The 24,490-nt window shown below is 52.5% G+C and carries 19 protein-coding genes; 12 read left to right on the forward strand and 7 right to left on the reverse strand.

Annotated elements, in window-relative coordinates; genetic code table 11:
- Window positions 1-148: 148 nt before the first annotated feature.
- A complete protein-coding gene (locus FJM74_RS18255; protein ID WP_187264082.1) occupies window positions 149-478 on the reverse strand; it encodes a DUF3276 family protein in 330 nt (109 codons plus the stop codon).
- Between the two features lie 132 nt (window positions 479-610).
- On the opposite strand from FJM74_RS18255, the gene FJM74_RS18260 reads away from it, so the two are divergent.
- Both FJM74_RS18260 and FJM74_RS18265 read left to right on the forward strand, forming a co-directional pair.
- Complete coding sequence (locus FJM74_RS18260; RefSeq protein ID WP_187264083.1) at window positions 611-1,027, forward strand: septal ring lytic transglycosylase RlpA family protein; 417 nt, start codon at window positions 611-613, stop codon at window positions 1,025-1,027.
- Window positions 1,028-1,036: 9 nt separating this feature from the next.
- On the forward strand, window positions 1,037-1,948 hold the full coding sequence (locus tag FJM74_RS18265; RefSeq protein WP_187264084.1) for a DUF58 domain-containing protein: 912 nt from the start codon (window positions 1,037-1,039) through the stop codon (window positions 1,946-1,948).
- A 252-nt stretch (window positions 1,949-2,200) separates the two neighbouring features.
- Here the strand turns inward: FJM74_RS18265 and FJM74_RS18270 are convergent, their stop codons facing one another.
- Together FJM74_RS18270 and FJM74_RS18275 are read right to left on the reverse strand one after the other, a co-directional pair.
- Complete coding sequence (locus FJM74_RS18270) at window positions 2,201-3,370, reverse strand: outer membrane beta-barrel protein (protein WP_187264085.1); 1,170 nt, start codon at window positions 3,368-3,370, stop codon at window positions 2,201-2,203.
- Window positions 3,371-3,865: 495 nt separating this feature from the next.
- On the reverse strand, window positions 3,866-4,489 hold the full coding sequence (locus tag FJM74_RS18275) for a DNA-3-methyladenine glycosylase family protein (RefSeq protein ID WP_187264086.1): 624 nt from the start codon (window positions 4,487-4,489) through the stop codon (window positions 3,866-3,868).
- Between the two features lie 676 nt (window positions 4,490-5,165).
- On the opposite strand from FJM74_RS18275, the gene FJM74_RS18280 reads away from it, so the two are divergent.
- The 3 genes from FJM74_RS18280 (at window position 5,166) to FJM74_RS18290 (ending at window position 10,091) form a co-directional block, all read left to right on the forward strand.
- Complete coding sequence (locus FJM74_RS18280) at window positions 5,166-7,007, forward strand: 3-keto-disaccharide hydrolase (RefSeq protein ID WP_187264087.1); 1,842 nt, start codon at window positions 5,166-5,168, stop codon at window positions 7,005-7,007.
- 17 nt (window positions 7,008-7,024) lie between these two features.
- Window positions 7,025-8,992: a c-type cytochrome gene (locus tag FJM74_RS18285; RefSeq protein WP_187264088.1), complete on the forward strand. Its 1,968-nt coding sequence runs from the start codon at window positions 7,025-7,027 to the stop codon at window positions 8,990-8,992.
- A 328-nt stretch (window positions 8,993-9,320) separates the two neighbouring features.
- Window positions 9,321-10,091 (forward strand): 3-keto-disaccharide hydrolase, encoded by a 771-nt coding sequence (locus tag FJM74_RS18290; RefSeq protein ID WP_187264089.1) that lies wholly within the window; start codon window positions 9,321-9,323, stop codon window positions 10,089-10,091.
- Window positions 10,092-10,751: 660 nt separating this feature from the next.
- Here FJM74_RS18290 and FJM74_RS18295 read toward each other — a convergent pair.
- On the reverse strand, window positions 10,752-11,228 hold the full coding sequence (locus FJM74_RS18295; protein WP_187264090.1) for a Dps family protein: 477 nt from the start codon (window positions 11,226-11,228) through the stop codon (window positions 10,752-10,754).
- A gap of 584 nt (window positions 11,229-11,812) precedes the next feature.
- Complete coding sequence (locus FJM74_RS18300) at window positions 11,813-12,271, reverse strand: DoxX family protein (protein WP_241739236.1); 459 nt, start codon at window positions 12,269-12,271, stop codon at window positions 11,813-11,815.
- Between the two features lie 272 nt (window positions 12,272-12,543).
- Between FJM74_RS18300 and surE the strand changes: the two genes are divergently transcribed.
- The 3 genes from surE (at window position 12,544) to FJM74_RS18315 (ending at window position 18,739) form a co-directional block, all read left to right on the forward strand.
- A complete protein-coding gene (gene surE, locus FJM74_RS18305) occupies window positions 12,544-13,320 on the forward strand; it encodes a 5'/3'-nucleotidase SurE (RefSeq protein WP_187264091.1) in 777 nt (258 codons plus the stop codon).
- 915 nt (window positions 13,321-14,235) lie between these two features.
- Complete coding sequence (locus FJM74_RS18310; RefSeq protein ID WP_187264092.1) at window positions 14,236-17,226, forward strand: SusC/RagA family TonB-linked outer membrane protein; 2,991 nt, start codon at window positions 14,236-14,238, stop codon at window positions 17,224-17,226.
- A 16-nt stretch (window positions 17,227-17,242) separates the two neighbouring features.
- Window positions 17,243-18,739, forward strand: a complete 1,497-nt coding sequence (locus FJM74_RS18315) for a RagB/SusD family nutrient uptake outer membrane protein (protein WP_187264093.1) — start codon at window positions 17,243-17,245, stop codon at window positions 18,737-18,739.
- A gap of 170 nt (window positions 18,740-18,909) precedes the next feature.
- On the opposite strand, the gene FJM74_RS18320 is transcribed toward FJM74_RS18315, so the two are convergent.
- On the reverse strand, window positions 18,910-19,515 hold the full coding sequence (locus FJM74_RS18320; RefSeq protein ID WP_241739237.1) for a histidine phosphatase family protein: 606 nt from the start codon (window positions 19,513-19,515) through the stop codon (window positions 18,910-18,912).
- A 67-nt stretch (window positions 19,516-19,582) separates the two neighbouring features.
- On the reverse strand, window positions 19,583-20,164 hold the full coding sequence (locus tag FJM74_RS18325; protein WP_187264094.1) for a GNAT family N-acetyltransferase: 582 nt from the start codon (window positions 20,162-20,164) through the stop codon (window positions 19,583-19,585).
- 602 nt (window positions 20,165-20,766) lie between these two features.
- On the opposite strand from FJM74_RS18325, the gene FJM74_RS18330 reads away from it, so the two are divergent.
- Genes FJM74_RS18330 through FJM74_RS18345 form a run of 4 tightly spaced genes read left to right on the forward strand, consistent with a single transcriptional unit; the run spans window position 20,767 to window position 24,419 of the window.
- Complete coding sequence (locus tag FJM74_RS18330; protein ID WP_187264095.1) at window positions 20,767-21,471, forward strand: SDR family oxidoreductase; 705 nt, start codon at window positions 20,767-20,769, stop codon at window positions 21,469-21,471.
- A 26-nt stretch (window positions 21,472-21,497) separates the two neighbouring features.
- On the forward strand, window positions 21,498-22,244 hold the full coding sequence (locus tag FJM74_RS18335; protein ID WP_187264096.1) for a zinc-binding dehydrogenase: 747 nt from the start codon (window positions 21,498-21,500) through the stop codon (window positions 22,242-22,244).
- 2 nt (window positions 22,245-22,246) lie between these two features.
- Entirely contained in the window at window positions 22,247-23,299 is a 1,053-nt protein-coding gene (locus FJM74_RS18340) for a Gfo/Idh/MocA family protein (protein ID WP_187264097.1), read from the forward strand.
- A gap of 7 nt (window positions 23,300-23,306) precedes the next feature.
- A complete protein-coding gene (locus tag FJM74_RS18345; RefSeq protein WP_241739238.1) occupies window positions 23,307-24,419 on the forward strand; it encodes a glycosyltransferase family 4 protein in 1,113 nt (370 codons plus the stop codon).
- Window positions 24,420-24,490 lie beyond the last annotated feature (71 nt).

Raw genomic sequence — 24,490 nt, forward strand, 5'->3', positions numbered from 1 at the left:
CGCCATTAGTCGCCCTGCCCAAAGCCTGGCGACTGGGCAGTATTTCGCAGGGCAGCCAGATGCGCTCCATCCTACAACACGTGCTGAAAACAAAAAAAGCTTACGCGGTTACGTAAGCTTTGTATAAGTTCTTATGTGAGGCTAACGCCTACTCCCATTTCAATTCATCATCAAACGATGGCTCTGTTTCTGCCACTGGAGCCTCCAGGGCGGCAAGAGCCTCTTCCGTCAGCAACTCCGATTTAACGTGATCGATAGTTCCCTGCAGCGCCTCCATAAACTTCGCGAAATCCTCTTTGTAAAGGAAGATCTTGTGCTTCTCATAAGAGAAAGTTTCATCCTTAAATTTCCGCTTGCTCTCCGTGATGGTCACGTAATAGTCGTTCGAGCGTGTTGACTTCACGTCGAAGAAATACGTTCTCTTTCCTGCTCTAACTCTTTGGGAAAAAATTTCTGCTTTTTCGTTGTTCTCTTCCACCGTTTAATAGACGTTAAATTCCACTTAATGAACCTAAAAGTAACATATTGTTCTGATATATAAAAACTTTTGAATTTAAAAGTTGATAAAATAATTTGCGCTATATTTGAAACGGACCAACTATAGTATAGCATGAATATAAATTCGATTATACTAGTGATCGCTTTCTTTCTAAACCCGGGCCCTGCCGCTTACTTTGCCGATGGCAAAGCCTCTTTCTACTCCGACCGCATGCACGGCCACCGGACTGCCAGCGGCGAACGCTACGACAAAGCACTGCTCACGGCAGCGCATGCCTCGCTTCCGTTCAACACCCTACTGGAGGTTACTAACCTCAAAAATGGAAAAACGGTGGTCGTGAAAGTGAATGATCGCATGGCTCGCTCGCGCCACACCATTATAGATGTCTCGAAGGCGGCCGCCCTGCAACTCGATATGGTGCGCGATGGCGTGGGCCGTGTGCAGGTAAGAGAGCTAAAAGAGGGCGGGGAGTCACAACAAGATGAACCCTTAGCCGTTTCAGAAGCTGAAGCCCCTGCAAACCAATAAGCTGCCCGTATGAAAAAGCCCCTGACCCTTGCCGACGTTCAGAAATTTGAGAACATGGAGTTTCTGGCCAAGCAGCTGGTGGAGGGTTTTATTACCGGGCTGCACCAGTCGCCTTACCATGGTTTCTCGGTGGAGTTTTCGGAGCACCGCCTCTACAACAGCGGCGAGAGCACCCGCCACATCGACTGGAAAGTGTTTGCCCGCACCGACAAGCTTTTTGTGAAGCGCTACGAGGAGGAGACCAACCTGCGTTGCCACATTCTGCTCGATGTGTCGCCCTCCATGTACTACCCCACCGATAACAACGGCAAAATTACCTTTAGCGCGCTCTGTGCCGCCGCCATGGCCACACTGCTGCGGCGCCAGCGCGATGCGGTGGGGGTGGTTACCTTTACCGACAAGATTGAGCTACAGACGCCGGTCCGGTCTACGGCCTCACATCTGCACTCCCTGCTGATCCTGCTCCAGAAGCAGCTGCAGGAAAAGCCAGTAGCCAAAGACACCAACGTGGCCGAGGTTATCCACCAGATCGCCCAGCAGATCCCGAAGCGGTCGCTGGTCGTAATCTTCAGCGACATGCTGGGTCGGCATGATAATATAGACGCCATTTTCTCAGCCTTGCAGCACCTGCGGCACCAGAACCATGAGGTACTTATTTTCCATGTCATGGACCGGAAGACAGAGGAGGAGTTCGATTTTGCGGAGCGCCCCTATGTGTTTGTGGATGTGGAGACAGGGCAGGAACTGAAACTGCAGCCTTCGCAGGTACGGGAGCAGTACAAACTGGCGGTGGAGAGCTTTAAACAGGACCTGGTGCTGAAATGTGGCCAGTATAAGATCGATTTTGTGCCGGTAGACATCAGCGAGCCCTTCGACAAGGTGCTCTATTCCTATCTCGTAAAACGCGCCAAAGTACGGTAGGTTCTACCTCCATTCAGCAGCAGTGGCAGCAGCTCGGGAGGGGCATTTTCATTTGAATAATGTCGGATTTGCTCTCTGGTTGGTATACAATTGAGGTGGTATGGACCGCCGATTTACAAGGCACATCCTTTGTTTTGATTTACAGGTGCGTACAGAATTATTGTAATAGAAAAGCCCCTCCGGGCACCTTCTACTGCTTCAGCAGAAAGGTGCCCGGAGGGGCTGATCAGTTTATGGGAGGTTGGTCTATTATTAAAATTCCAGCCCTGCCTGCAGCGAAGCCACGTGGTTGTAGTAGATGCTGCTGCCGAAGTTGAATGGGATGAGCGTTTTGCTAAAACGTGCCTTCAGAACCAGGTTGAGGTTGTTTACGAGCGCGTACTTCACACCGGCTTTCGCCTCGAAGCCAACTTCGTATGGCACCTCGTCGTTTTCTACTGTATTATCGAAGAGCCTGACCTGCTTTTCGTACCTCATGCGGGTATAAGCCGATTCTTTTGAGCTTACCAGGTAGCCCGCCGTAAAGCCGATGCCAACCATCGGGCGCAGCTTGCCTTTAGGGTACACATAGCTGATGCCGGGCGAGATATTGAGGTAATGCAGGTCGAAGTTGATGCGCTCGGCCACAGCCTCGGCTCCCTTGCGGTTATATTCTGCCAGCAGATCGAAAAAGAATTTGTTGTTCGGAAAGCCGATGTGTAAGCCAACTCCTGCATTCAGCCCAGTCCGGGTATTGGTCTCCGAGAACCTGGCCGAGCCTACCGTGGCAACCGACGACTGGTTGATGCCTGCATATATCGACTTGGTGATGCGGGCCCGGATGCTCGGTTTCTCGGAAGTGTAGGCAACCCCTCCTTTGCAGGTGTTGTAGGCGGCAACATAAGCTGCAATCGCTTTTAGGTTGAACTTCAGGTCTTCGGTGGCCGCCTCTCCGCAATCGCCTGCCACGGTGTTCAGTGTGTTCACATAGCCTTTTGCATAAAACGCATATTTCTTACCGTTCTGCTTTATCGTCTTCTTCTCGTTTGTCAGCTCCAGCAGGGCGCTATCTTGCTGCACATACAGGTACTGCTTGTCTTTGCTGTCTTTCCAATAGAACAGGCGGAGGTGGCCATCGTTTATCAGCTCCAGAAACACGGTCTGCGGCTGTCCCTGGTGGGTAATCTGGGTGCTGCGGTAAATGTGGCCGCCTACCTGGTAGCTGATAAGATCGGCAGGCTGATACTGCTTTTCCTCCGACGTACCGGTTGCCTTGAACGTGATTTGCTGGGAGTTCCTGAATTCGCCGCGGTCATCGACCAAACCGGAAATAGTGTCGCCGTGGGCGAGCACAACGTACCCTTTTGTAAAGTTGCTCTGGGCAAAGCCTGCACCACTGGTAATTAAAAGTAAAATGGCAATAACAGTAAAATTTTTAAACATACAAAGGTTGGTAATGGGGTTTAAGATAAAGGATAAAAGCTGCAGGCAACCTGCCCGCAGGCCAGGTGCTGCCAGGTTTAGCTTTCAAATTTTGAGATTATTCAGGAGTATAACATATTATCGGGGTATCGCTATTCCAATACCTATTGGTTCCAACAGTCTTAGCCACTGCGTTTCCAGGGCCTTTCCGCTGTTTTTTTTGGATATTTGAGGCGCTGAGCGCTCACAGCCCGATGGCCGGAGACTAGGTTTTGTGAGATAGCCAGCTCAGGTCCTTCATTTTCAAAACTCCAAATTGAAAAATTTACAAATCAAGTAAGTAGCACATCGGCACATTAAACCATCAGCACAGTAAACTAATTATTCGAATGAAAATGCCCCTCCGGAGCTGCTGCCACTGCTGCTGCACCCTATTGCTGCAATATAGAAGGCTTCTGCAAAGCCAGCGCAAATGTAAGCAAGGTTTGGTAGTCTTATGTTATTTAGATCCGAAATTTAATCCGGTGCATTGTTGAGCGACTGCCAGAGGTACTTGCAGGCGATGGTGCGGTAGGGGCGCCACGCTTCACCAATTTCGAGCATCTTCCGTTTGAGCTCCTTGCCCGTCTCTTCCAGCGCATAGTGCCGCTTCATGGCATTTTGTATCCCCAGGTCGTCGAGGGGCAGCACATCGGGGCGCTCCAGGGCAAACATCAGCAGCATCTCTACCGTCCAGCGGCCGACGCCCTTGATCTGGGTCAGGTGCAGGATCAGGTCCTCGTCGGGCATGGCATCGATGGCGGCATGGGCCAGTTTTCCTTCGGCGGCAAAGGCTGCCACATGCCGGATATAGCCGATCTTCTGGAAAGACAGTCCTGCGCTGCGAAGCACTTCGTCGGGAGTGCTGAGCACCTGGGCGGGTGCCGGGTAGTTATCCGGAAACAGCGCCGTAAACCTCCTGAAAATAGTGGCGGCGACCTTCGTGCCCAGCTGCTGCGACACAATAGCACTCAGCAGTTTAACGTAAACATCTTCGGAACGGGAGGAAGGAAGTGGCCGGCCGGCAATAATGATCTTGGCCAGCACAGGATCCTGCGACAGGGCGGCAATAGCCTCGGAGTGAGAAAAACGGTGGTTCATATAGCCTGATATTGGCATTAAAGATGGCAAGAATAGCAGAGCTTTCAAACTGGCCTCTCCGGTTTTGGAGCTGTAGCTGAACGGAATGTTTTATGGCCGACAGTAAAATCAGATCGAACTGCACCGGAAGCTGCCCTGAAATTTGCCTGTACAAGCTCCCGAAGGCAGGGCCGCCTGAAAAGTGAAACTCGTGTCAGGTAGCAGCTCTGGTTCGCCTGATTTTGTCGTGCAGCCGGAACGGATCGGTTAATACGCTTTGTTAACGACCATGGCACATATCCGAAACATTTGATACCCCCTCTTTTCAGGTGCACCTGCTACCTTTGCCACAGGCCGGGAAGGCAGCAGAAAAAGGAACCGTTTTCTTAACCTCTTCCGGCAAAGGTGCCAATACTATCACCCAGAGGGCTTGCTGTTCTAGGAAAAATAACTAATATTAGTTCGTGAAAAATCCTCTGGGCCGCAGTTCCGACAGATTGGCTCAGGCATGCTCTACGGAGCCCGGGCATGTATTTATTAATGTCCTGCGGCGGCAGGAAATCTGCCGGGAGGTCCCTTTTCATTCAAATAATTCAGAAATAGCTGTGAGGCCTTTTCCCAGGTGGTGCCCTGGTGCATCAGAATCGCTGAAAAAGCATTTGAGTAAAAGTATTCAGTCTTAAATCATAACCTATAGATGTTTCAACACTACTGTCGTATTTCTTCCGCCTGGCTGTTTGCGGTTGCCTCCTTGGTTTTTGCAGTGGTTGCGGTGCAGGCCGATGGCCAGCGCAAAACGGTTCCTCTTACAGATCTGTCCTTTTTCCGGGATCCTGGCAAAAGCTGGCAGGTAGCAGGCGACGTAACCGCTGATCTGGTCAGGGCAAACCTGCTGACTGCAAGCAAAGGAACCGGGGTGCTGGTGAATACCCACTCAAAAAAGAAACCGGGCCAGGACCTGTTCACGGTGAACGAATACGGCGATGTGGACCTGGAACTGGAGTACATGATGGCGGCCGGCTCCAATTCGGGCATTTACCTGCAAGGCCGGTACGAGCTGCAATTAATGGATAGCTGGGGAGAAACCAACCTTACCGCCGCCTCTAACGGAGGCGTGTACGAGCGCTGGGACGACAGCCGGCCGAAAGGGCAGCAAGGCTACCAGGGCTATGTGGCGCGCCAGCATGCCGGGCGGGCTCCGGGGTTGTGGCAGCACCTGAAAATTTCCTTTCAGGCACCTCGCTTCGATGCGGCAGGTAAGAAAGTGGCGAACGCCAGGTTCCTGCGGGTAGAGCTGAACGGAACCATGATCCATGAAAATGTGGAACTCACCGGGCCCACCCGAGGTGCCATAAGTAACGAAGAGAAACCCACCGGACCCATCCGGCTCCAGGGCGACCACGGCTCTGTTGCCTTTCGCCACATCAGGGTCAGTCATTTTACCAGCCCCCGCCCGGAACTTACCGCCCTCCACTATACCGTTTACAAAGGGCGCTACGACGAAAAAGTCGCTTATAACAACCTTCCGCCTGAGGCAGCGGGCGCAACTGGCATCCTCACCTCGAACCTGGACTACAAGTCGAACCGGTTTTTTGTCCGCTATACCGGCACCCTCTCCGTGAAAGAGCCAGGCGACTACAGCTTCAGCACCCGAACCCCTGGCGGTGCCAGCTCCCTGCGCATCAACAAAAAAGAAGTCATTCAGATGAGAGAATGGGACGGAAAAGGAAACATTACACTGCCAAAAGGGGAGTTGCCTGTTGAGATTCTGTACACCAAATACATGGACTGGGCAGCCCCTGTGCTGGAACTAAAGGTGAGCGGTCCGGGCCTGCGGGAGTTCATCATCAGTGATCCGGAAGTCGGTCTGGCTAACATAACGGATCCTATCCTGGTCTCCGCCGAGGAGAAGCCCATATTGCGCAGTTTCATGGATGTGCCCGGCAATTACCGGGTCACACATGCCGTGTCGGTGGGCAGCCCGACCCACCTGCACTACACCTACGACCTGGACCATGGCATGCTGGTGCAGCTGTGGCGGGGCGGTTTTATAGATGCCACGCCCATGTGGCACGACCGGGGCGATGGATCCTCGCGACCCATCGGCTCTGTTAAACATTTCGGGAAGCCAGCCCTGACCCTGGCAAAACTTACCAACGAACAGGCAGCCTGGGTAACAGACACCACCGGCAGCGGCTACCGGCCCAAAGGCTACCGGTTAAGCCCCGACAACCAGCCTACTTTTATGTATGAGGCCCATGGCGCCTCCGTACAGGATGCGCTCCGGATAGTGGAGAAGGGGCAGGGCATCCGGCGCGAGCTCACCCTGCAGCACGCAGGCCCGGGTTTGTATGTGCGCCTGGCAGAAGGAAGCAAGATAGAGGAAATTGGCAAAGGCCTGTACCTGATCGACGACAAATCTTATTACCTGCGGGTAGAAGAGGCAGGAGGCGCAAAGCCCGTATTGCGCAACATGGCCGGAAAGCAGGAACTCCTGCTTCCGGTCCGGCAAAAGCTGGTTTACTCCATTCTATTCTAATGATGATTTCAGGACTGATGAAAAACAGATATAGCAACCGGATAAAGCGCCTGGTGCTGGCAGCGGCGCTGGCCGCAGGAGCTGCCCTGCAGACGCAGGCACAGGAGTCGCCGAAGGAGGAAGATTTTTACAAGATCATGCGGATCAGCTCTCCGGAAGGTACTTTGCTGGAGGTCGGTGGCCTCACCCTGCTGCCCAACGGCGACCTGGGCGTGGCTACCAGGCGTGGCGATATTTTCATCGTGGAAAATCCGACAAGTGCCCGTCCGCATTTCCGGAAGTTTGCCTCCGGCTTGCACGAGGTGCTGGGGCTGGCCTATAAAGATGGGTCCCTTTACTGCGCCCAGCGTGGGGAGTTAACCAAAATGACCGACACCGACCACGACGGCAAAGCAGACCTGTTCGAAACGGTGTATGCCTGGCCGTTATCGGGCAATTACCATGAGTATAGCTTTGGCCCGAAACTGGCCCCGGATGGTTCTTTCTTTGTGTCGACAAACCTTGGCTTTGGCGGCGCCTGGTGGCATGCCCTCAGCATGGTGCCCTGGCGGGGCTGGCTGCTGAGGATAACCGAAGACGGCAAGATGGAGCCCTGGGCCACGGGCCTGCGTTCTCCGGCTGGCCTGGGCATGATAGATGGCGAACTGTTCTACTCCGAAAACCAGGGAGACTGGGTGGCCTCGGGCGGCATATGGCACCTGAAGAAAGGTGTTTTTACAGCGCACCCTGCTGGCTTACAATGGAGCAACCGCCCCGAGTCTCCTGTAAAAATGACCATAGAACAAGTGCACGCAAAAGTAGACCCGCGCATCGAAACCGACGAAAAAGGTAACTCTGTAAAGCCTGAGAACCGGCAGAACGAGGAGTTCAGCACCATGTTCGAGCTAAAGAAGGATTTTCCGGAAATGCGCCTGCCTGCTGTCTGGCTTCCGCATGGCATTATGGGAATATCCAATTCGGAATTGATTAAAATACCCGAAGGGCATTTCGGGCCGTTTGCGGGGCAGGTGCTGATCGGGGACCAGGGGCAGAGCAAGATTATGCGCGTGATGCTGGAGAAGGTAAAAGACGAGTACCAGGGCGCGGTGATCGACTTTCGGAGCGGGTTTCAGTCGGGGGTGCTGCGCATGGCATGGGCCAAGGACAAGTCGCTTTTTGTAGGCGAAACGAACAGGGGCTGGGGATCGGCCGGCGAAGCAAACGAAGGGCTGCAGCGCCTTGTGTGGAACAAACGCATCCCGTTTGAGATGCAAACCATTCGGGCCATGCCCGACGGCTTTGAGATAAGCTTTACCCTGCCCGTTGACAAAAAGGCTGCTGAAGACATCGCCTCCTACAAAGTGGAGAGTTTCATCTATAAATACCAGGCCGTGTATGGCAGCCCGCCGGTAAATGAGCAGGTATGCACCATCCGGGGCGTAAAAGTTTCGGAAGACGGCATGAAGGCTCGCATTCTGGTAGATAACCTCCGCGAGTCTTATATCCACACCATTATGCTGGATGGCGTAAGAGCGAAAGAAAATTACTATTCGCTGGTGCACCCCAGGGCTTATTATACCCTGAACCATATTCCTGATGGCCAGAAGTTGGCCCTGAGCGAGGTGAGCACCCGCAACTCTGCCAAAACAACGCAGGCAAAAGCTGCGGCTGGCAGAGCAACTCCAGCCCCAAAAGCCACGGCACCAGCAAAGGCAAGGCCCACGGCACTGGCCTCTGCTGCCACCAGAAAGCCAACATTCGACGATGTGAAGCCCCTGCTGGTAAAGAATACCTGCACCGCCTGCCATGCCCCCGACAAAAAGCAGGTAGGCCCGGCCTTCAGCGAAATAGCAAAACGCAAATACACCAGCAACCAGATAGTGGAGCTTATCCATAACCCGAAACCGGAGAACTGGCCCAGCTACGCCACACCCATGCCGCCCATGCCACAGGTGCCCACAGAAGAAGCCCTGAAAATTGCGGACTGGATAAACTCGTTAAATTAACTATTCATGAATTGAATTTCCGAAGTTGATTCGCTGGGAAAGCAAGTTCCTAAATCCGGCAGTATAATGAAGAAGCTGATCTTGCGCAGCAGCAGCAGAACTTCCGGAGGGTCAATTTCATTCAAATAATTTGGTTGTCACCGTTCTCGCAGGGTGTTCAACTCCGGTTCTCTCAGAGGCTCGCAGGAGCTGCGCACGCTGCGAGGTCTTGGCTGCTGTTCTTTAAGTTTTACAGGATAGCAGTACAGGCTTCAGCCGCTTTTGCTGTTAATCTACCCGGGACTTGGGCAACTGTGCGTAACATCAGTTAAGAAGAAAAGACATCTCTATGAATACAAGAAGCAGACTTTTACCCAAAATAACCTTGGCAACTTTTGCGATGGGGCTTTTTGCCGTTACGGCTGTGCAGGCCCAGCAAGTACCCGTGCCGCCTAAAATGGTACCCGAAATGACAGAGTTCTGGGAGCCTGAGCCGCGTGTGGTCACGCCAGGAGTTGCGATGGCTCCGCCCTCGGATGCGATTGTGCTGTTCGATGGCAAAAGCCTGAGCCAGTGGAAAGCCAAAGCCGGAGACGGCGAAGCTTCCTGGCCGGTAAAAGACGGCACCTTTACGGTTGGCAAAGGCGACATTTCCACGAAGCGCGAGTTCGGAGATTTTCAGTTGCACATAGAGTGGAGCGCGCCCGACGAGGTTAAAGGCAACAGCCAGGGCCGGGGCAACAGCGGCATTTTTCTGCAGGACCGCTACGAGGTGCAGGTGCTCGACTCCTACAACAACAGAACCTACTCCAACGGGCAGGCCGGCAGCATTTACAAGCAGCACCGCCCCCTGGTAAACGCCATGCGCAAGCCCACCGAATGGAACGTGTACGACATCATTTACACGGCCCCCCGGTTTAAAGAAGACGGCTCGCTTTTCTCCCCGGCCCGCGTAACGGTGTTGCATAACGGGGTGCTGATTCAGAACAACGTGGAGGTAAAGGGGCCTACCGAATACATTGGATTACCGGAATACAAACCACACGGCAAAGCCGCCATCAGCTTGCAGGACCATGGCAACCCTGTGGCTTACCGCAACATCTGGATCAGGGAGTTGTAAGTTGAGATGAAATGCCGCCTTAAGCAGCAGGTACAACAGCAGTTATATTGCCTCCGGAGGGCCATTTTGATTACAATAATTTGATTATTGGTTGCTATAGACGGCAGCTTACCTTTCCGGATCCATACAGGGCATCATCACCTTGAGAAAAACGACACACGTACCACGACTTTTAATTTAGGTACAAAAGGTGAAACAAAGTCCGATAAGTTGGATTGCTGACTACATAAGGCTTACTTGTTAGATGGTTGCTTTTGAAACCGCCTCTCTCTATCGCTGGGTGTGGTTTATGGCTACGGCCTTTTTATGTCAGGGAGCTTCTGCGTGCCATTGTTTCACAGAAGCAAACCCGGGCTTTAAACGATTTTCTGGAGTAGCGTCTGCCCCTGCAGCTTTTTCGCTGCTTCAGGCAGCGAGGTTAGCCGGAGACTAACCCATAAAAAAGCGTAGCCGGAGACTACGCCCAGTGAGCAACAGCATGTAAGGCATCAAGTCTTCATAACCTGATTTTCCTAGTTCCAGATGATCAAGTGGGGTGTAAGTACGAGCTGCGGGCACGCACCAGAGCTCAATACATCGGATGAGGTATCCGTCACTATTTTGATTTACTGATAAAGTACTGTGTCCTGCTACCTGTGTCTTCTGTCGAATTCAGAAAAACTACTCGTCCAGGTAAGCCGAGTACATCCAGACCAGTTTCTCCTGTTCCCTGATATAATCGCTCATGAGGGCGTTAGTGCCTTCGTCGTTGGCGTCAGCGGCCAGGGCCAGCACTTCCCGCTCAATATCCAGCAGCACACTAAAGCCCTGCAGCACCTCCCGCACCGCCGTGTCGCCGTCCGACACATCAGATACTTCTTTGATGCTGGCATTTGCCAGGTACTTGGTAAAGGTGTGGTACGGCTTGTGTCCCAGCGTCAGGATCCGCTCCGCTATCTCGTCTACTTTAATGATAGCATCGTCATAAAGTTCTTCGAATTTGGCGTGCAGCTCAAAAAACTTGTTCCCGGCTATATTCCAGTGAAAGCCCCGTGCGTTGATGTAAAACAGCTGATAATTCGATAAAAGTATATTGAGCTTTTCTGACAGTTGCTGCGCGTGCGCTGCGTCGATGCCTATTAAGTTCTTTTTTGCCATGGTTTTAATTTGCGATAAAGGTTAGTTGGTAAATTAGAAAACTGCTGCCATTCTACCAATGACTTCGATCATCCATCTGGTTTCTGTTTCCTGATTGGCTGACCAGGTGCGGCTCAGGCAGCCACGTCTCTCTCTCCTTTACGATATCAGCAGGGATTGTTTTCTTTAAAGAGAAATTAATACTGTTCTGGTGCCTGAAAATGCAGCAGTAAAGCATAGAAACCGGCAGTGCTTCGTTCTGCTTTTCTGAAGCAAAGGAAGTCGGAGATTACCTGACAAAAAGCGGGCGTAGTCAGCAATCCAACTTATCGGACTTTGTTTCACCTTTTGTACATAAATTAAAAGTCGTGGTACATGTGTCGTTTTTCTCAAGGTGATGATGCCCTGTATGGATCCGGAAAGGTAAGCCGCAGTCTGTATTCTTTGGCAAAATTTTTAATTTTTAATTTTTAATTTTCAATTTGGCGAAGCACGAAGATGGTTTGTTGATCAGGCACAGGGGGGCTCTTACAGCAGGTGCAATTGTGTCCGGAGGGGCATTTTCATTCTAATAATTTGTAAGGAGTGCGCTACCCATGCAGGACCTAGAAAACGCTGCGGTCTTTTCGGGTAGGTAAGATGGCTTCGTCCAGACTGTACTTTCCGGGGCCGATAAAGTAGAGGGCAAAAAACAGGATGGCTGCCTCCAGGGCATGAGAGTAGCCGCTAAAGCCGTCGCCGGCGGATAGGTGCCGGATCGTGGCCATCAGCATCGTGAGAGTAAGCAGTATACAGATAGGGCGGTGCAGCAGGCCCAGCATCAGCAACGCTCCGCCTATTGCCTCGGCAGCGCCCGCCATAAACCCCCATAGGGCAGGAACAAAGCTAATTCCTATCAGCTCCATTGTTCTCCCTACCTGCTCCCATTTTTCCGGTCCGCCTGCCAGTTTTGGCCATCCATGCAGAATAAACATGAACCCGATGCCAAGCCGGAGCAGTAATAAACCAAGATCTGTCCGATTATATGGTGCGCGTAGAAAACTCATGAAAGCAATAATAGCCATAAATCCTGGATATCACAAAAGGCGAATAAATGATTATCTGATTCAGGGCACGCATTTTTAGCCCGAAAATTTATTATTCAGATTAATTCTTGATGAGCAGGTGCAGGTTGTTGTATATTAGCGGTAATTTATAAACCAGTCAGTGTGTGTGGCAGCAAGACTATTGCCTCTCCACACCGACATCAGCAGGAGCAGCAGTGCCTTAAAATCCGGATCACTACAGAATGCCCTGCGTCTGATCACTGACTGGCAGCACCTAAAAGAAAATTAACATGTCGAAACCATTAATATTAGTCTCAAACGACGATGGCATTACGGCTCCGGGCATCCGGATGCTGGTAGAGGTAGCACAAAAAATAGGGGAGGTTGTAGTGGTAGCGCCCGACAGCCCGCAGTCTGGCATGGGCCACGCCATTACCATTGGCAATACCCTGCGCCTCGACAGATCCATTGCCCTGCACGACCTGGGCGTGGAAGCCTACGAGTGCTCCGGCACGCCGGCCGACTGTGTAAAGCTGGCCAAATTTTATGTGCTCAAAGACCGCAGGCCGGACCTGGTGGTGAGCGGCATTAACCACGGCTCCAACTCCAGCATCAGCGTCTTATATTCCGGCACCATGTCGGCGGCTATAGAGGCGGCCATTGAAGGTTTCCCTGCCATAGGTTTCTCGCTTTGCGATTATGGGCACGAAGCCGATTTCTCGCATGCGGCCGAGGCGGTGGAGCAAATTATTTTGCAGGCCCTGAAACATCAAATACCGGAAAATACAGCCCTTAACGTAAATATCCCTAAAAAGAGCGACGAAAAAATAAAGGGCATCAAAATCTGCCGGCAGGCGCATGCCAGGTGGCAGGAGGAGTTTGATGAACGGCTCGATCCGAACAACCGCCGCTATTTTTGGATGACGGGCAGCTTCGTGAACTTCGACAAGGGCGAGGACACCGATGAGTGGGCGCTGGTAAATAACTATGTTTCGGTAGTTCCCTGCCAGTTCGACCTCACGGCGCACCATACCATTGGCAGGTTGAACAACGATTGGTCCTTCTAGCAGCAGAACAAAAAATGCGGTGGCAGCAGCGGCTTCTGAATCGGAAGTGGCTGCTGCCACCGCATTTTTTATGTTATACACAAGCTCCGGCGTCTATCCAAATCCTGGAAAACCCTGAAACTGCCTATATGCATGGAAGAGGCACTTTTTGTTCTTCCCTTAAAAGATTAACCCGGAGCGGTTGCTATAGCTGGACGGTTTCCCTCCTCACCTGGAGATAATCAGAGAACCTGAAGGAGCAGCAGCAGAGAGACTTGGATAGGATAACTCGTTCAAATAATTTCTGGTTAATCTATAGGAAAGTTATCCGTACTGGTGAATGAGCAATGGTATGAAGCAGCTGAAATTAGTATTTTATCAAGGCCCTGCAAATTTTAAAGAATCGATATAACTACCTAGTAAATAGGTGATATATGAAAAAAATCTTCCCTGATATTGTAATGAGGTATTCTTGCCGCATATTTGCAAACTGAAGTAGGACTGTCGCTATTAAAACCAAACTTGATAAATTTTAGTTTAGTTAGTACTTTTATTTGTATAAATAATTTGAGGTTATCAGAACGCATTTATTTCTGGCAGTAAGTTACGCTGCTCCCTAATATCCAGCATCATTTGTTTCTTGACGGATAACTGATGCTAATCATTCGCCTGATGCCAGTTTTAAGAATTTATTGCTGATTTGAAGCCAGGAACCGAGAGGCCTGCTCGTGCCGAAACTGCCCAAATGCACCGCCTCCCGAATGGAAGCCGACCAGTAGCCTGGAATCGTTCACGCTGCCATCTGATGGAGCTGTAGTTGTGATGTGCAATAGTTTGGCTGTCAGGTAATTGCTTCCTATTGGTGCTGCCCCATTTTCATACAGTTGCCTGTTTCAGCTTTTTCAGATTTAGTACCTTATTTAATCTAACACAAGTATGAAAAAAGTTTTACTGTTAAAACTTGCTCTGCTGCTATGTCTGCTACAGCAGGCAGTGGCGCAGGACAGAACAGTTACGGGAACAGTTACAGAGCAGGCAACTGCTAAGGCATTGCCTGGCGTGTCTGTAAGCGTGAAAGGCGCTGCAACAGGTACCAGTACAGATCAGGAAGGCAGGTTTAGCCTGGGCGTACCTGCTAACAGTGCCACGGAAAACCTGACCCTGATTTTTAGCCTGATGGGCATGGTAGCCCAGGAAGTGGTTGTTGGCGACAGCACAGTGCTTGCCATAGCTTTAGCCGCCGATGCAAAGCAACTCTCCGAAATAGTGGTAACGGGCTACCAGACCCAGAACCGGCGCGAAGTAACCGGCTCGGTGGCCACCGTGGCAGGCCAGGAAGTTGCCCTGAACCCCTTCGGGTCTTTTGAGCAGGCGCTGCAGGGCAGGGCGACGGGCATGCTGGTGCAGGCCAACTCCGGTCAGCCTGGAGCCACTGCCAGTGTACTGATCCGGGGCAGAGGCTCTGTGTTTGGGGGGACTCAGCCTTTGTTTATTCTGGATGGCGTGGAAATTTCAGCTACCGATTTTTCTACCTTAAACCATGCCGATTTTGCCTCTTACACTATTCTGAAAGATGCGATCTCTACCTCACAGTACGGTTCGCGCGGAGCGAACGGTGTGGTGGTGATCACTACCAAAAAAGGAGTGGAAGGACCAACCCTCCTGGATTACCATGTGCAGTACGGCTTCTCCACTATGCCCGAGAACAGGCACAGGGTCATGAACTCGCAGGAAAAGCTGGCTTATGAGCTGGCAAACGGAAACCCTTACGGCTGGGATGCTGATGACATTGCCCGCCTGTCGGCTATCAATACCAGTTGGGAAAAGGAACTGTTCAGGACCGGCCTTACCAAGAACCATACGCTGACCGCTTCTGGCGGCAACAACAAAACTACTTACCTCCTGTCGGGTTCGATCTTCGACCAGGAAGGCACGGTACGCAACACCGGCCTGGACCGCTACACAGGCAGAGCCAACATCGAGAGCCGGGCCGGCGATTTTACCTTTGGCCTCAACTCCACTTTTGGCTATTCTGAACTGGCAAACACCTACGAGGCCACCACATCTACCAACGTGCCCCTGAATGCCATTCGCTGGAGCAACCCCTACGAGCCACCCTACGACCAAAACGGAAACTATAACCAGCCAGTGGCATCGTGGCAGCCCAACGCGCTCGAACTGATCTACGAAAATACCAGCCTCCGGCAGCAGCTGAAGGGGGTGGGCAATGTGTATGTAGCCTATAACGTGCCATTCCTGCCCGGACTATCTTTCAGAACAAGCTGGGGCGGCGACTATTTTTCTAACGAAACATCCGAGCTGCTAGACCCCACTACAGCTCCCGGCCGGGGAGTGCCCGGCGGCAAGGGGCAGTATAGCAGAGGCTACAACCGCTTTTTTGGGTATACCGGCACCACCTCGGCCTCATACGACCGGCGCTTTGGCTCAGACCACACGCTCCAGGTTTCCATGTTTAACGAAATCGTGAAAGGAGGGGGCAAGAACTTTGGTTTTACAGGCTACGGTCTGGGCGGACCCTTCGAGAACGAGGCTGGCATTACGCCGGGTACTGCTACGAACGGATTTATTCCGGCTGTAAATGGCGGGGGTAATGAGCAAGCGCTGCTGTCTTACTTTACGATGGTGCACTATGGCTACAAAAACAGGTACTTTGTAAGCGCAACAGGGCGTCGCGACGGGTCTTCCCGCTTTGGCCTCAACCACCAATGGGCAAACTTCGGCTCTGCAGGCGTAAGCTGGGTTGTGTCAGAAGAGGCTTTTATGGAAGCACTCACCGGGGTGTTTAACGAACTGAAGTTTAAGGCCAGCTATGGCACGTCCGGCAACCAGGCTGGTCTCGGCGATTTTCAGTCGAGGGAGTTGTATGGCCGTGCTGTGTACAATGGGGTGAGCGGTTTGCAGCAGGTGCAGCTGGAGAATGAGCAACTGAAGTGGGAGCGCCGCACTACCTTTAACACAGGCCTGGAACTGGCCACGCTGCAGGGCCGCCTGCGGGCTACCATCGAGTACTACCACGCCCTGACCTCCGATCTTTTCCTGAACCGCCAGCTCTCAAGAACCACCGGCTATACCAACTTGGTATCGAACGTCGGCACTTTACAGAACAGCGGCGTGGAGTTCTCGCTGGATGGCGACCTGATCAAAACGCAGGACTTTACCTGGAGTGCCAACCTCAACCTGACCCACAACCGAAACAGGATCAACAAGCTGGTTGGCGAAGGCGACAACGATATCATCAGTGGGGTGTATATGAACCGCGAAGGGGAGGCCCTGAACTCCTTTTATGTGGTACGATACGCTGGTGTAAACCCCGATAACGGCAATGCGCAGTACCTGAACCTGAATGGCGATTTAACGGAGGTGTACAACCCTGCTGATCGGGTACTGGTGGGCTCTGCAGAGGTGCCCTTCTTCGGAGGCTTTGGGACCTCCCTTCAGTATAAAGGCTTTGCCCTCAGTACCTTCTTCACCTTTGTGCAAGGCAACAAGATATACAACGAAGACCGTACCAATATAGAGAACCCGTCTTTTGTGTGGGATAACCTGGCGGCCGCCATGCTGGACGAGTGGCGTGAGCCGGGGCAGGTTACTGCTATCCCGCGTGCCTCCCAGGTGCTGCGCACAGGCACCACACGGTTTATAGAAGAGGGCGATTTCCTGAGATGGCGCAACCTGATGGTGTCGTACACGCTGCCGGGAAATGTACTAAAAGCTGCCAGGCTCCGCCATGTGAGCGTTTTTGCGCAGGGGCAGAACCTGGCCACCTTCACCAAGTTCCTGGGCTTCGACCCGGAAGTCTCTACGCCAGCGCTGACAGGAGCCAGGTCCAGGGTGCCGGGCCAGTTATCGGGAGCACAGTACCCCGCTTTGCGCACGATTACCTTTGGGATTTCTGTTGGACTGTAAAAACTGATTTGAAGAAATGAAATTACGTAACTTACTACTGGGGCTGGGCCTAGGCTGTGCGATCATCTTCCCGGCCTGTAAAGATATTATTGAAGTAGAGCCCGAATATCAGAAAGCTGGTTCTCCAGGCGGCTTCTTTTCCTTAGATGATCATGAGTTTGCACTCACAGGTGCCTATGCCCTCTTTAGAGCACCGGGATATTACGGGATCGGCATGTACAACGCCGGCACCTGGGCCGCGCTACCCGATATGATGGCCGATGACCTGGTACAGACGAAGGAGGACTTTGGCAATTGGGCCGCACAAACTAACTGGACCTATGCAACAGATGAGGCCAACATAGAAATAGCCTGGGTAGCCGCCTACGCAGTAATTGCGCAGGCCAACCTGACGTTGCGGAACATTGAGCAGTACTCGGCCACTAATGCCAAGCGTGTAAATCGCATAAAAGGGCAGGCACTGGCCATCAGGGGCATGGCACATTTCGACCTGCTGCGGTTCTGGGGCGAAAGCTACGACCGCAACTCCACTGCCAACGGCGTGCCCTACAAAACTACCGTGAACGTAGAAGATCTGCCCACCCGCCTGACAGTGAAAGAAACCTACGACAATATCTTTAGAGACTTGACAGCGGCTGATACCTTGCTGGGAGATGTAGACAGGACAATCAACGCACCCACTAACCGGGCCTACATCGACCAGATAGCTGCCCGTGCCCTGTTAGCGCGCCTAAACTTGTATGTAGAAGATTTCGAGGCAGCCGAAAGCTATGCATCGCAGGTAATCGCAGCGCTGGATTTGGCAGATAGAGATGCCTTTGCAGCTATATGGAAAGACAATTACCCCGCTGATAAAGAAGTGATCTGGAAAGTGACTTTCAGTCCTGGCGAAGGGCAGGCAGGGACAGGTATCCACATTGGTAGCGCAAACCTGAACCTGTTCCGGCCAGCCAGACACCTGGAGGACATGTTCAACAAAGCAAACGACATCAGGTATGCAGCCTATTTTGGAGGCAGAGAGGCAGGGGCCAGTGCCGCTGTTTATCCGGGAAACACCGCTCCCGGAAGCAGCTCCAGAAGAATTGTGACCAAGTACCTGGGCCGGGGAGAAGCCCTGGACAACCTCGTGGACTGGAAAGTGCTCAGAACCGGAGAGATGTACCTGATCCGGGCGGAGGCCAGAGCAAGGCAGGGGGGAGCTAAACTGAACACCGCCCTAACAGACTTACAAACGCTTCGCGCCGCCAGAATCAAAGGCTTTGCGCCCACCGTTTCGATTGGGCAACAAGCTTTGCTGGATGCTATTGCCCTGGAACGCCGGAAAGAACTGTTTGCGGAAGGCCACCGTTGGTTCGACTTAAAACGGACCATACGCACCGTCAGCAGAGCAGACGTAGAGAATGCCGCCGCCAGTGAGACCCTGGTACCCGCCGCCCGCGAATGGACCTGGCCAATACCGCAAGGTGAAATAGACGTGAACAGGAACATAGCCCAGACAGAAGGGTATAAGTAGTAGCCGGCAGGTTAAACCATTAAAACGCCCTTCCCGGCGCTCTGGTAATAGCAGAAGCGCCGGGAAGGGCGTTTTAATTAGAATAATTTGCGCCAATAAGGCAAAGGGTTTGAAAAATAATAATACAAAGAAGGTCTGGTAAATTACGTTACACCGGCAGAGGCAGTGTTTCAGGCTTGGGATTCTGCATCAGCTTTTCTTCGTTGCAGTATATTGACCGCCAGAAAGCTGCTTCCGCCCTTGTCGGTCAGTTTCCACCCCATCCGGCGCAACTCCAGCATAATAAAGTTGTTGAGCAGGCCGTGCGCTACCAGAATAGCGGCATGATGCGTTTCAGCCTCGCCTGCCAGTATGTTGGCGCAGGTGCGGGCACGCTGCCGGGCTTGCGCAAATGTCTCAATGCCTTTGCTGTTAAACCCCAGAAACCACAGCAGGCGCGCCATCACCAGCCAGAACCCTACAGGCAGCCGGAGCAGCGGCAATGAAAAAACCTTCCGTTCGAACTCCCTGAATTCGGGCCGGACAACGAAGGTGGCGTCTTCGCCAAAGATGGCTTTGGCCGTAAGCTGGGAGCGGAGAAGGGTACTGCAGAAAATCTTTTTGTAGCTGCCGGTCGGCAAGGCGTGGTGCTCAAAAACAAACTCCTCCACAGCGGCCGCATCATAATCAGAGATAAACCGGGCAGCTGCTCTGGAGCTGAAGAAGCCATGCCGATCCACCATTGGCCTGGCGTGCCTGATCAGTACAATCTGGTTATGAGAGAAGTTACTACCCAACCTGCTAAAAGTTGTTTTAACAGCTATACGTAAAGGAAAGAAAAAGTAGCTTTTATAGAAAACAAAATTACAGGCCGGCAAAAACACTCGCTTTCCGCTCTTCCCACTCTGGTAGTAGTAGGCTATAGTAAATGGTGTCGCGCCTGCGCCCGTCGTGCATCAGCGTATGACTTCGGAGCACACCTTCTTCTGTAGCCCCAAGCTTGCACATTGCCTTGCGCGATCTCAGGTTCAGCACATCGGTCTTAAGCTCCACACGCTCGTATTGCAGTACTTCAAAAGCGTAAGACAGCAGCAGGTATTTGCAGGCTTTGTTCAGGCCACTTCCCCAGAAGCCTTGCCCAAGCCAGGTCCAGCCAATCTCGAGCCGCCTATCTGGAACGGATATGTTACCGAACGCGGTGCTGCCAGCTATAGCACCAGAAGCTTTGTCTACAATAACAAAGGTGTAGCGCTGCTGCTGCTCGCGGGCTGTTAGGGCAGCGGCCAGCCACTGGTCCAGTTCGGCCGCATCGGCAATACGCGAGGTCGTAAATTGCCAGATCCGGTCATCCAATACGATAGCCATTAAACCAGGAGCGTCTGTGGGTTGCAGAGCGCGTAGCAAAACATGGTTATTTTCCAGGATTATGTCAGCAGCAAAGTTCATATCCAGCGCTTTAAGATTCGCGGGAAAGTTAATAAGTAATTCTCAACCTGAAAAGACATACTTTTCAGAGCTGTTGACTTTTGTACGCAGGCACGGCAGCTAGAGCCATCCCGTAGCAGAAGGGCCGTTTTTATTCAAATAATTTAGCTAGGCTTTTACTGTGTTCTACCAATGGAGTGCCCTGTGAAAAGTTGGCAGGTAGTTAACTTATAGCGCCCTAAAAGTAATATTCTTTCCCAATTCTGTGGTAATGCATTACATTTTCGGTAGCTGCACGCAGTAAGTATTTCACACAAAAATTATTCTAATCGAATTGCCCCTTCCGATGGCATAGTGTCCATGTGCCGCAGCTGTCTTTATTCTCAGTATTTGTACCAGAAAGTCTTTCAGCAGGAATTATGCTCTACCATCGCTGCTGAACTGCCTCTACTGGGCGGGCAGATGTTTTTTGTGCTATTTTTTCTTGCTAGGGACTTATACGGATTTCACGCGTATTTACCGAATTGTAGCAGCTTCTTCTACAACCAGAAGTATTTAAACCTCGTTCTTAGCTATCACTGATTGTAACCGGAATATATAGTAACTGCTTAGTTCAAAAGACATTGTCGTACCTTATAGGAAAAAGAGCTTTAGTATCTGGCGGGGGCTCGGGCATTGGTTTGGCCATAGCCGGAAAGCTCTCTGAGGCAGGCGTACAAACCGTCATTGCCGATATTCTGCCAGTTAATGATTTGCCTCCGCAGACGCTTTCCTTTTTGTGCGATGTAGCCTCCGGTCCGCAGGTGGACACCCTTTTTGCAGAGCTGATAGGGCAGGTCGGCCAGCCAGATATTTTAGTTTGCTGCGCCGGCCGCGGCATCCACGAGAAACTGGCGGAGGGCGACCCGGAGAAGTGGCAACAGATCATCAATACCAACTTAACGGGAGCCTTGCGGCTGGTGCGGGCCTTCGTGCCCGGCATGATTGCCGCCGGGCAGGGCCATGTTGTCTTCTTGTCTTCTGTAGCTGCGCGGCACGCCTACCCTTACGGAGGCATTTATGCAGCCTCCAAAGCCGCCCTCGAAGTGGTGGCCGAAACCCTGCGGCAGGAAGTGCTACCTGCCATCCGGGTAACGGTGGTGGCGCCCGGCGTAACCGACACCTCCTTTTTTGAAAATACTGTTTCCGGATCTCACACGGCAGCTGACATTGGATATGGCGCACTTAGCCCTGCAAATGTGGCAGACGCAGTGCTGTTTGCCTTGCGACAGCCAGCAGGAGTGTCAGTGAACCAGATTACGATCAGGCCAGATAGCCAGCCATTTTAACCATACCTTCTAAACAGAATGCAACTATGAAACAACGAATCTTGATTACAGGTGGCGCCGGCTTTATCGGCTCTCATCTGGCAGACGAACTACTGAGCCATGGCTACGAAGTAAGAGCGCTCGATAACCTCTCGGAGCAGACCCTGGCTGGAAAACCTTTTCCGGGGGAGCCGCTGGGTTGCGCCATGAACATCTTCCGCCGGAGCGACATCAAAGCCGGGCAGACCGTGGCGATCCTGGGCATCAGCTTTCTGGGGGCGCTGCTGGTGCAACTGGCAAAAAATGCCGGTGCCAGAGTTATCGCCATATCGCAGCGTGATTTTTCTTTAGAGGTGGCAACAGCCTGTGGAGCCGATGAAGTGATAAAAATGAACGACCACTGGCAGATTATCGAGCAAGTAAAAAGCCTCACCAGCGGCGCCTTCTGCGAACGTGTAATAGAGTGTACTGGCAAAGAGTGGCCCCTGAACCTGGCGGGCGAACTGGCAGCAGAGCGGGGAAGGCTGATCATAGCCGGTTTCCACCAGGATGGCATGCGGCAGGTAAACATCCAGCTCTGGAACTGGCGCGGCCTCGACGTGATAAACGCGCATGAGCGCGATCCGCAGGAATACATTAAAGGAATGCAGGAGGCTGTGGAGGCCGTGGCAAGTGGGTCCTTACGGCCAGATGCCCTCTATACCCATACATACAACCTCGCAAGCATACATGAAGCCTTTGACCACCTTACCAACCGCCCCGACGGATTTGTAAAAGCCCTTATCACATTTTAACCATGCACCAAACCACACCCGACAATACCCAAACAACCACAGCACTTCCATCAGCAAAAGCATCTGGCACCAGACCGAAATTAGGTTTTTTAGGCGTGGGCTGGATCGGCCGCAACCGTATGGAAGCCATTGTTAAAAACAAAGTGGCCGATGTAGCCTGCATTGCCGATGTAGTGCCGCAGAACACAAGCGAGGCGCTGAAAAGTGCTCCTGCTGCCGTAGCTGTAAACTCGCTCGATGCCATGCTGGAAAGAAGCGACCTGGATGGTGTGGTTATTGCCACGCCGAGCGCTTTTCATGCAGAGCAGAGCATTCTGTCGCTGGAGGCCGGGAAGGCAGTGTTCTGCCAGAAGCCTTTGGGGCGCAACGTGGAGGAAACAAGACGCGTAATGGAAGCTGCCCGTGCCGGCAATAAGCTGTTAGGCGTTGACCTCTCGTATCGGCATACGGCTGCTATGCAGCAGGTGTACCAGGTGGTGCAATCCGGGGAGTTGGGGCATGTCTACGCCGTGGAGCTGGTTTTCCATAATGCCTATGGGCCAGACAAAGCCTGGTTTTACGAGCCGAAGCTTTCGGGCGGCGGCTGTGTGATAGACCTGGGCGTGCACCTGGTGGACCTGGCCCTGTGGTCACTTAATTTTCCGAGGGTGAAGGAGGTGCAAAGCAGCTTGTTTGCCAAAGGAAAACCAATTGGCATGGCGGAGGGTAAGGTGGAAGATTATGCTACCGCCAACATAACCCTGGGCACTGGCGCCAACATCTCTCTGAGCTGCTCCTGGAACCTGCCGGCGGGGCAGGAGGCCATTATCAGCGCTACTTTTTATGGCACGAACGGCGGGGTGGCCTTCAAAAATATGAATGGCTCGTTCTACGACTTTGTGGCAGAGCGCTATCACGGTACAAAGGCAGAGCGGCTGTGCTCCCCGCCAGACGAATGGTCGGGCAGAGCAGGTGTGGTATGGGCCGAACGCCTAGCCAGCGGCCAGGGCTTCGACCAGCAGGCGGAAGAGTTTGTGAAAGTAGCAGAAGTGTTAGACAAGATTTACGGTAGATAACAAGATTATGGAAGTACAGCATCCATCAAAGATATTGATGACGGCAGACACCTTAGGCGGTGTCTGGACATATGCCATAGAACTAATCAGAGCCCTGAACGATTTTGGTGTTCAGGTAGCACTGGCCACCATGGGGGCACCACTAAGCGAGGAGCAGCAGGAGGAAGTAAAAAAGATCAGCAACCTGACTGTGTATGAGAGCGAGTATAAGCTCGAGTGGATGGAGAACCCCTGGGAGGACCTGGCCAAAGCCGGGGAGTGGTTGCTGCGCCTGAAAGAGGAGGTAAAGCCAGACATCATTCACCTCAACAACATGGCCCATGGAAACCTGGACTGGGGAAAACCTGTGGTGGTAGTGGTGCATTCCTGTGTGCTGTCGTGGTGGCGGGCGGTGAAGGGGGAGGAAGCTTCCTCAGCGTGGAACCAGTACCACGAAACCATCAAAGCCGGCCTTCATGCGGCCGACATCGTAGTGGCCCCTACCCAGTCTATGCTGCACCAGGCGGAGGATCTGTACGGCCCCTTTAAGCAGAGCACGGTTATTTACAACGGGCGCGGGCAGCAGCTTTTCCAGTTCGGCCGCAAGGAGCCGTTTATTTTCAGCATGGGCCGTGTGTGGGATGAGGCCAAAAATATAGCCATGCTCGCGCACATCGCCTCGGACCTGCATTGGCCTGTGTACATTGCCGGCGACGACAAGCACCCCACCACAGGGGAATCAGTGGATTTGGAGAACGTGCACTTCCTGGGGCAGCTGACCGCCAGTGAAGTGACCGACTGGCTCTCCAGGGCCTCCATCTACGTCCTGCCCGCCAAGTATGAGCCCTTTGGCCTGACTATTCTGGAAGCCGCCATGTCTGGTTGTGCCCTGGTGGTAGGTAAAACGGATAGCCTGACCGAGATCTGGGGAAATGCCACCAAATACGTGAATCCCAACGATGCCGATGAGCTGCGCGACACCATCAACAGCCTGATCGACGATGAGTTTACCCGCAACATTATGTCGTGCCGCGCTGTAAAGCGGTCGCATGGCTACAGCGCCGACCATATGGCCCAGGATTACAGCCACATCTACCGCCAGCTCCTTCGGTTTAAACTGCCGGAAGTGTTGGTGGAATAAGAAAGACCCAGACCTGAGAGTGTCCTGGCAGGCAGCAGGAAAAGCGAATTGTTACAGCAGTAATTATTTGA

Origin of the sequence: Pontibacter beigongshangensis, assembly GCF_014332515.1 — a bacterium.
GTDB lineage: Bacteria > Bacteroidota > Bacteroidia > Cytophagales > Hymenobacteraceae > Pontibacter > Pontibacter beigongshangensis.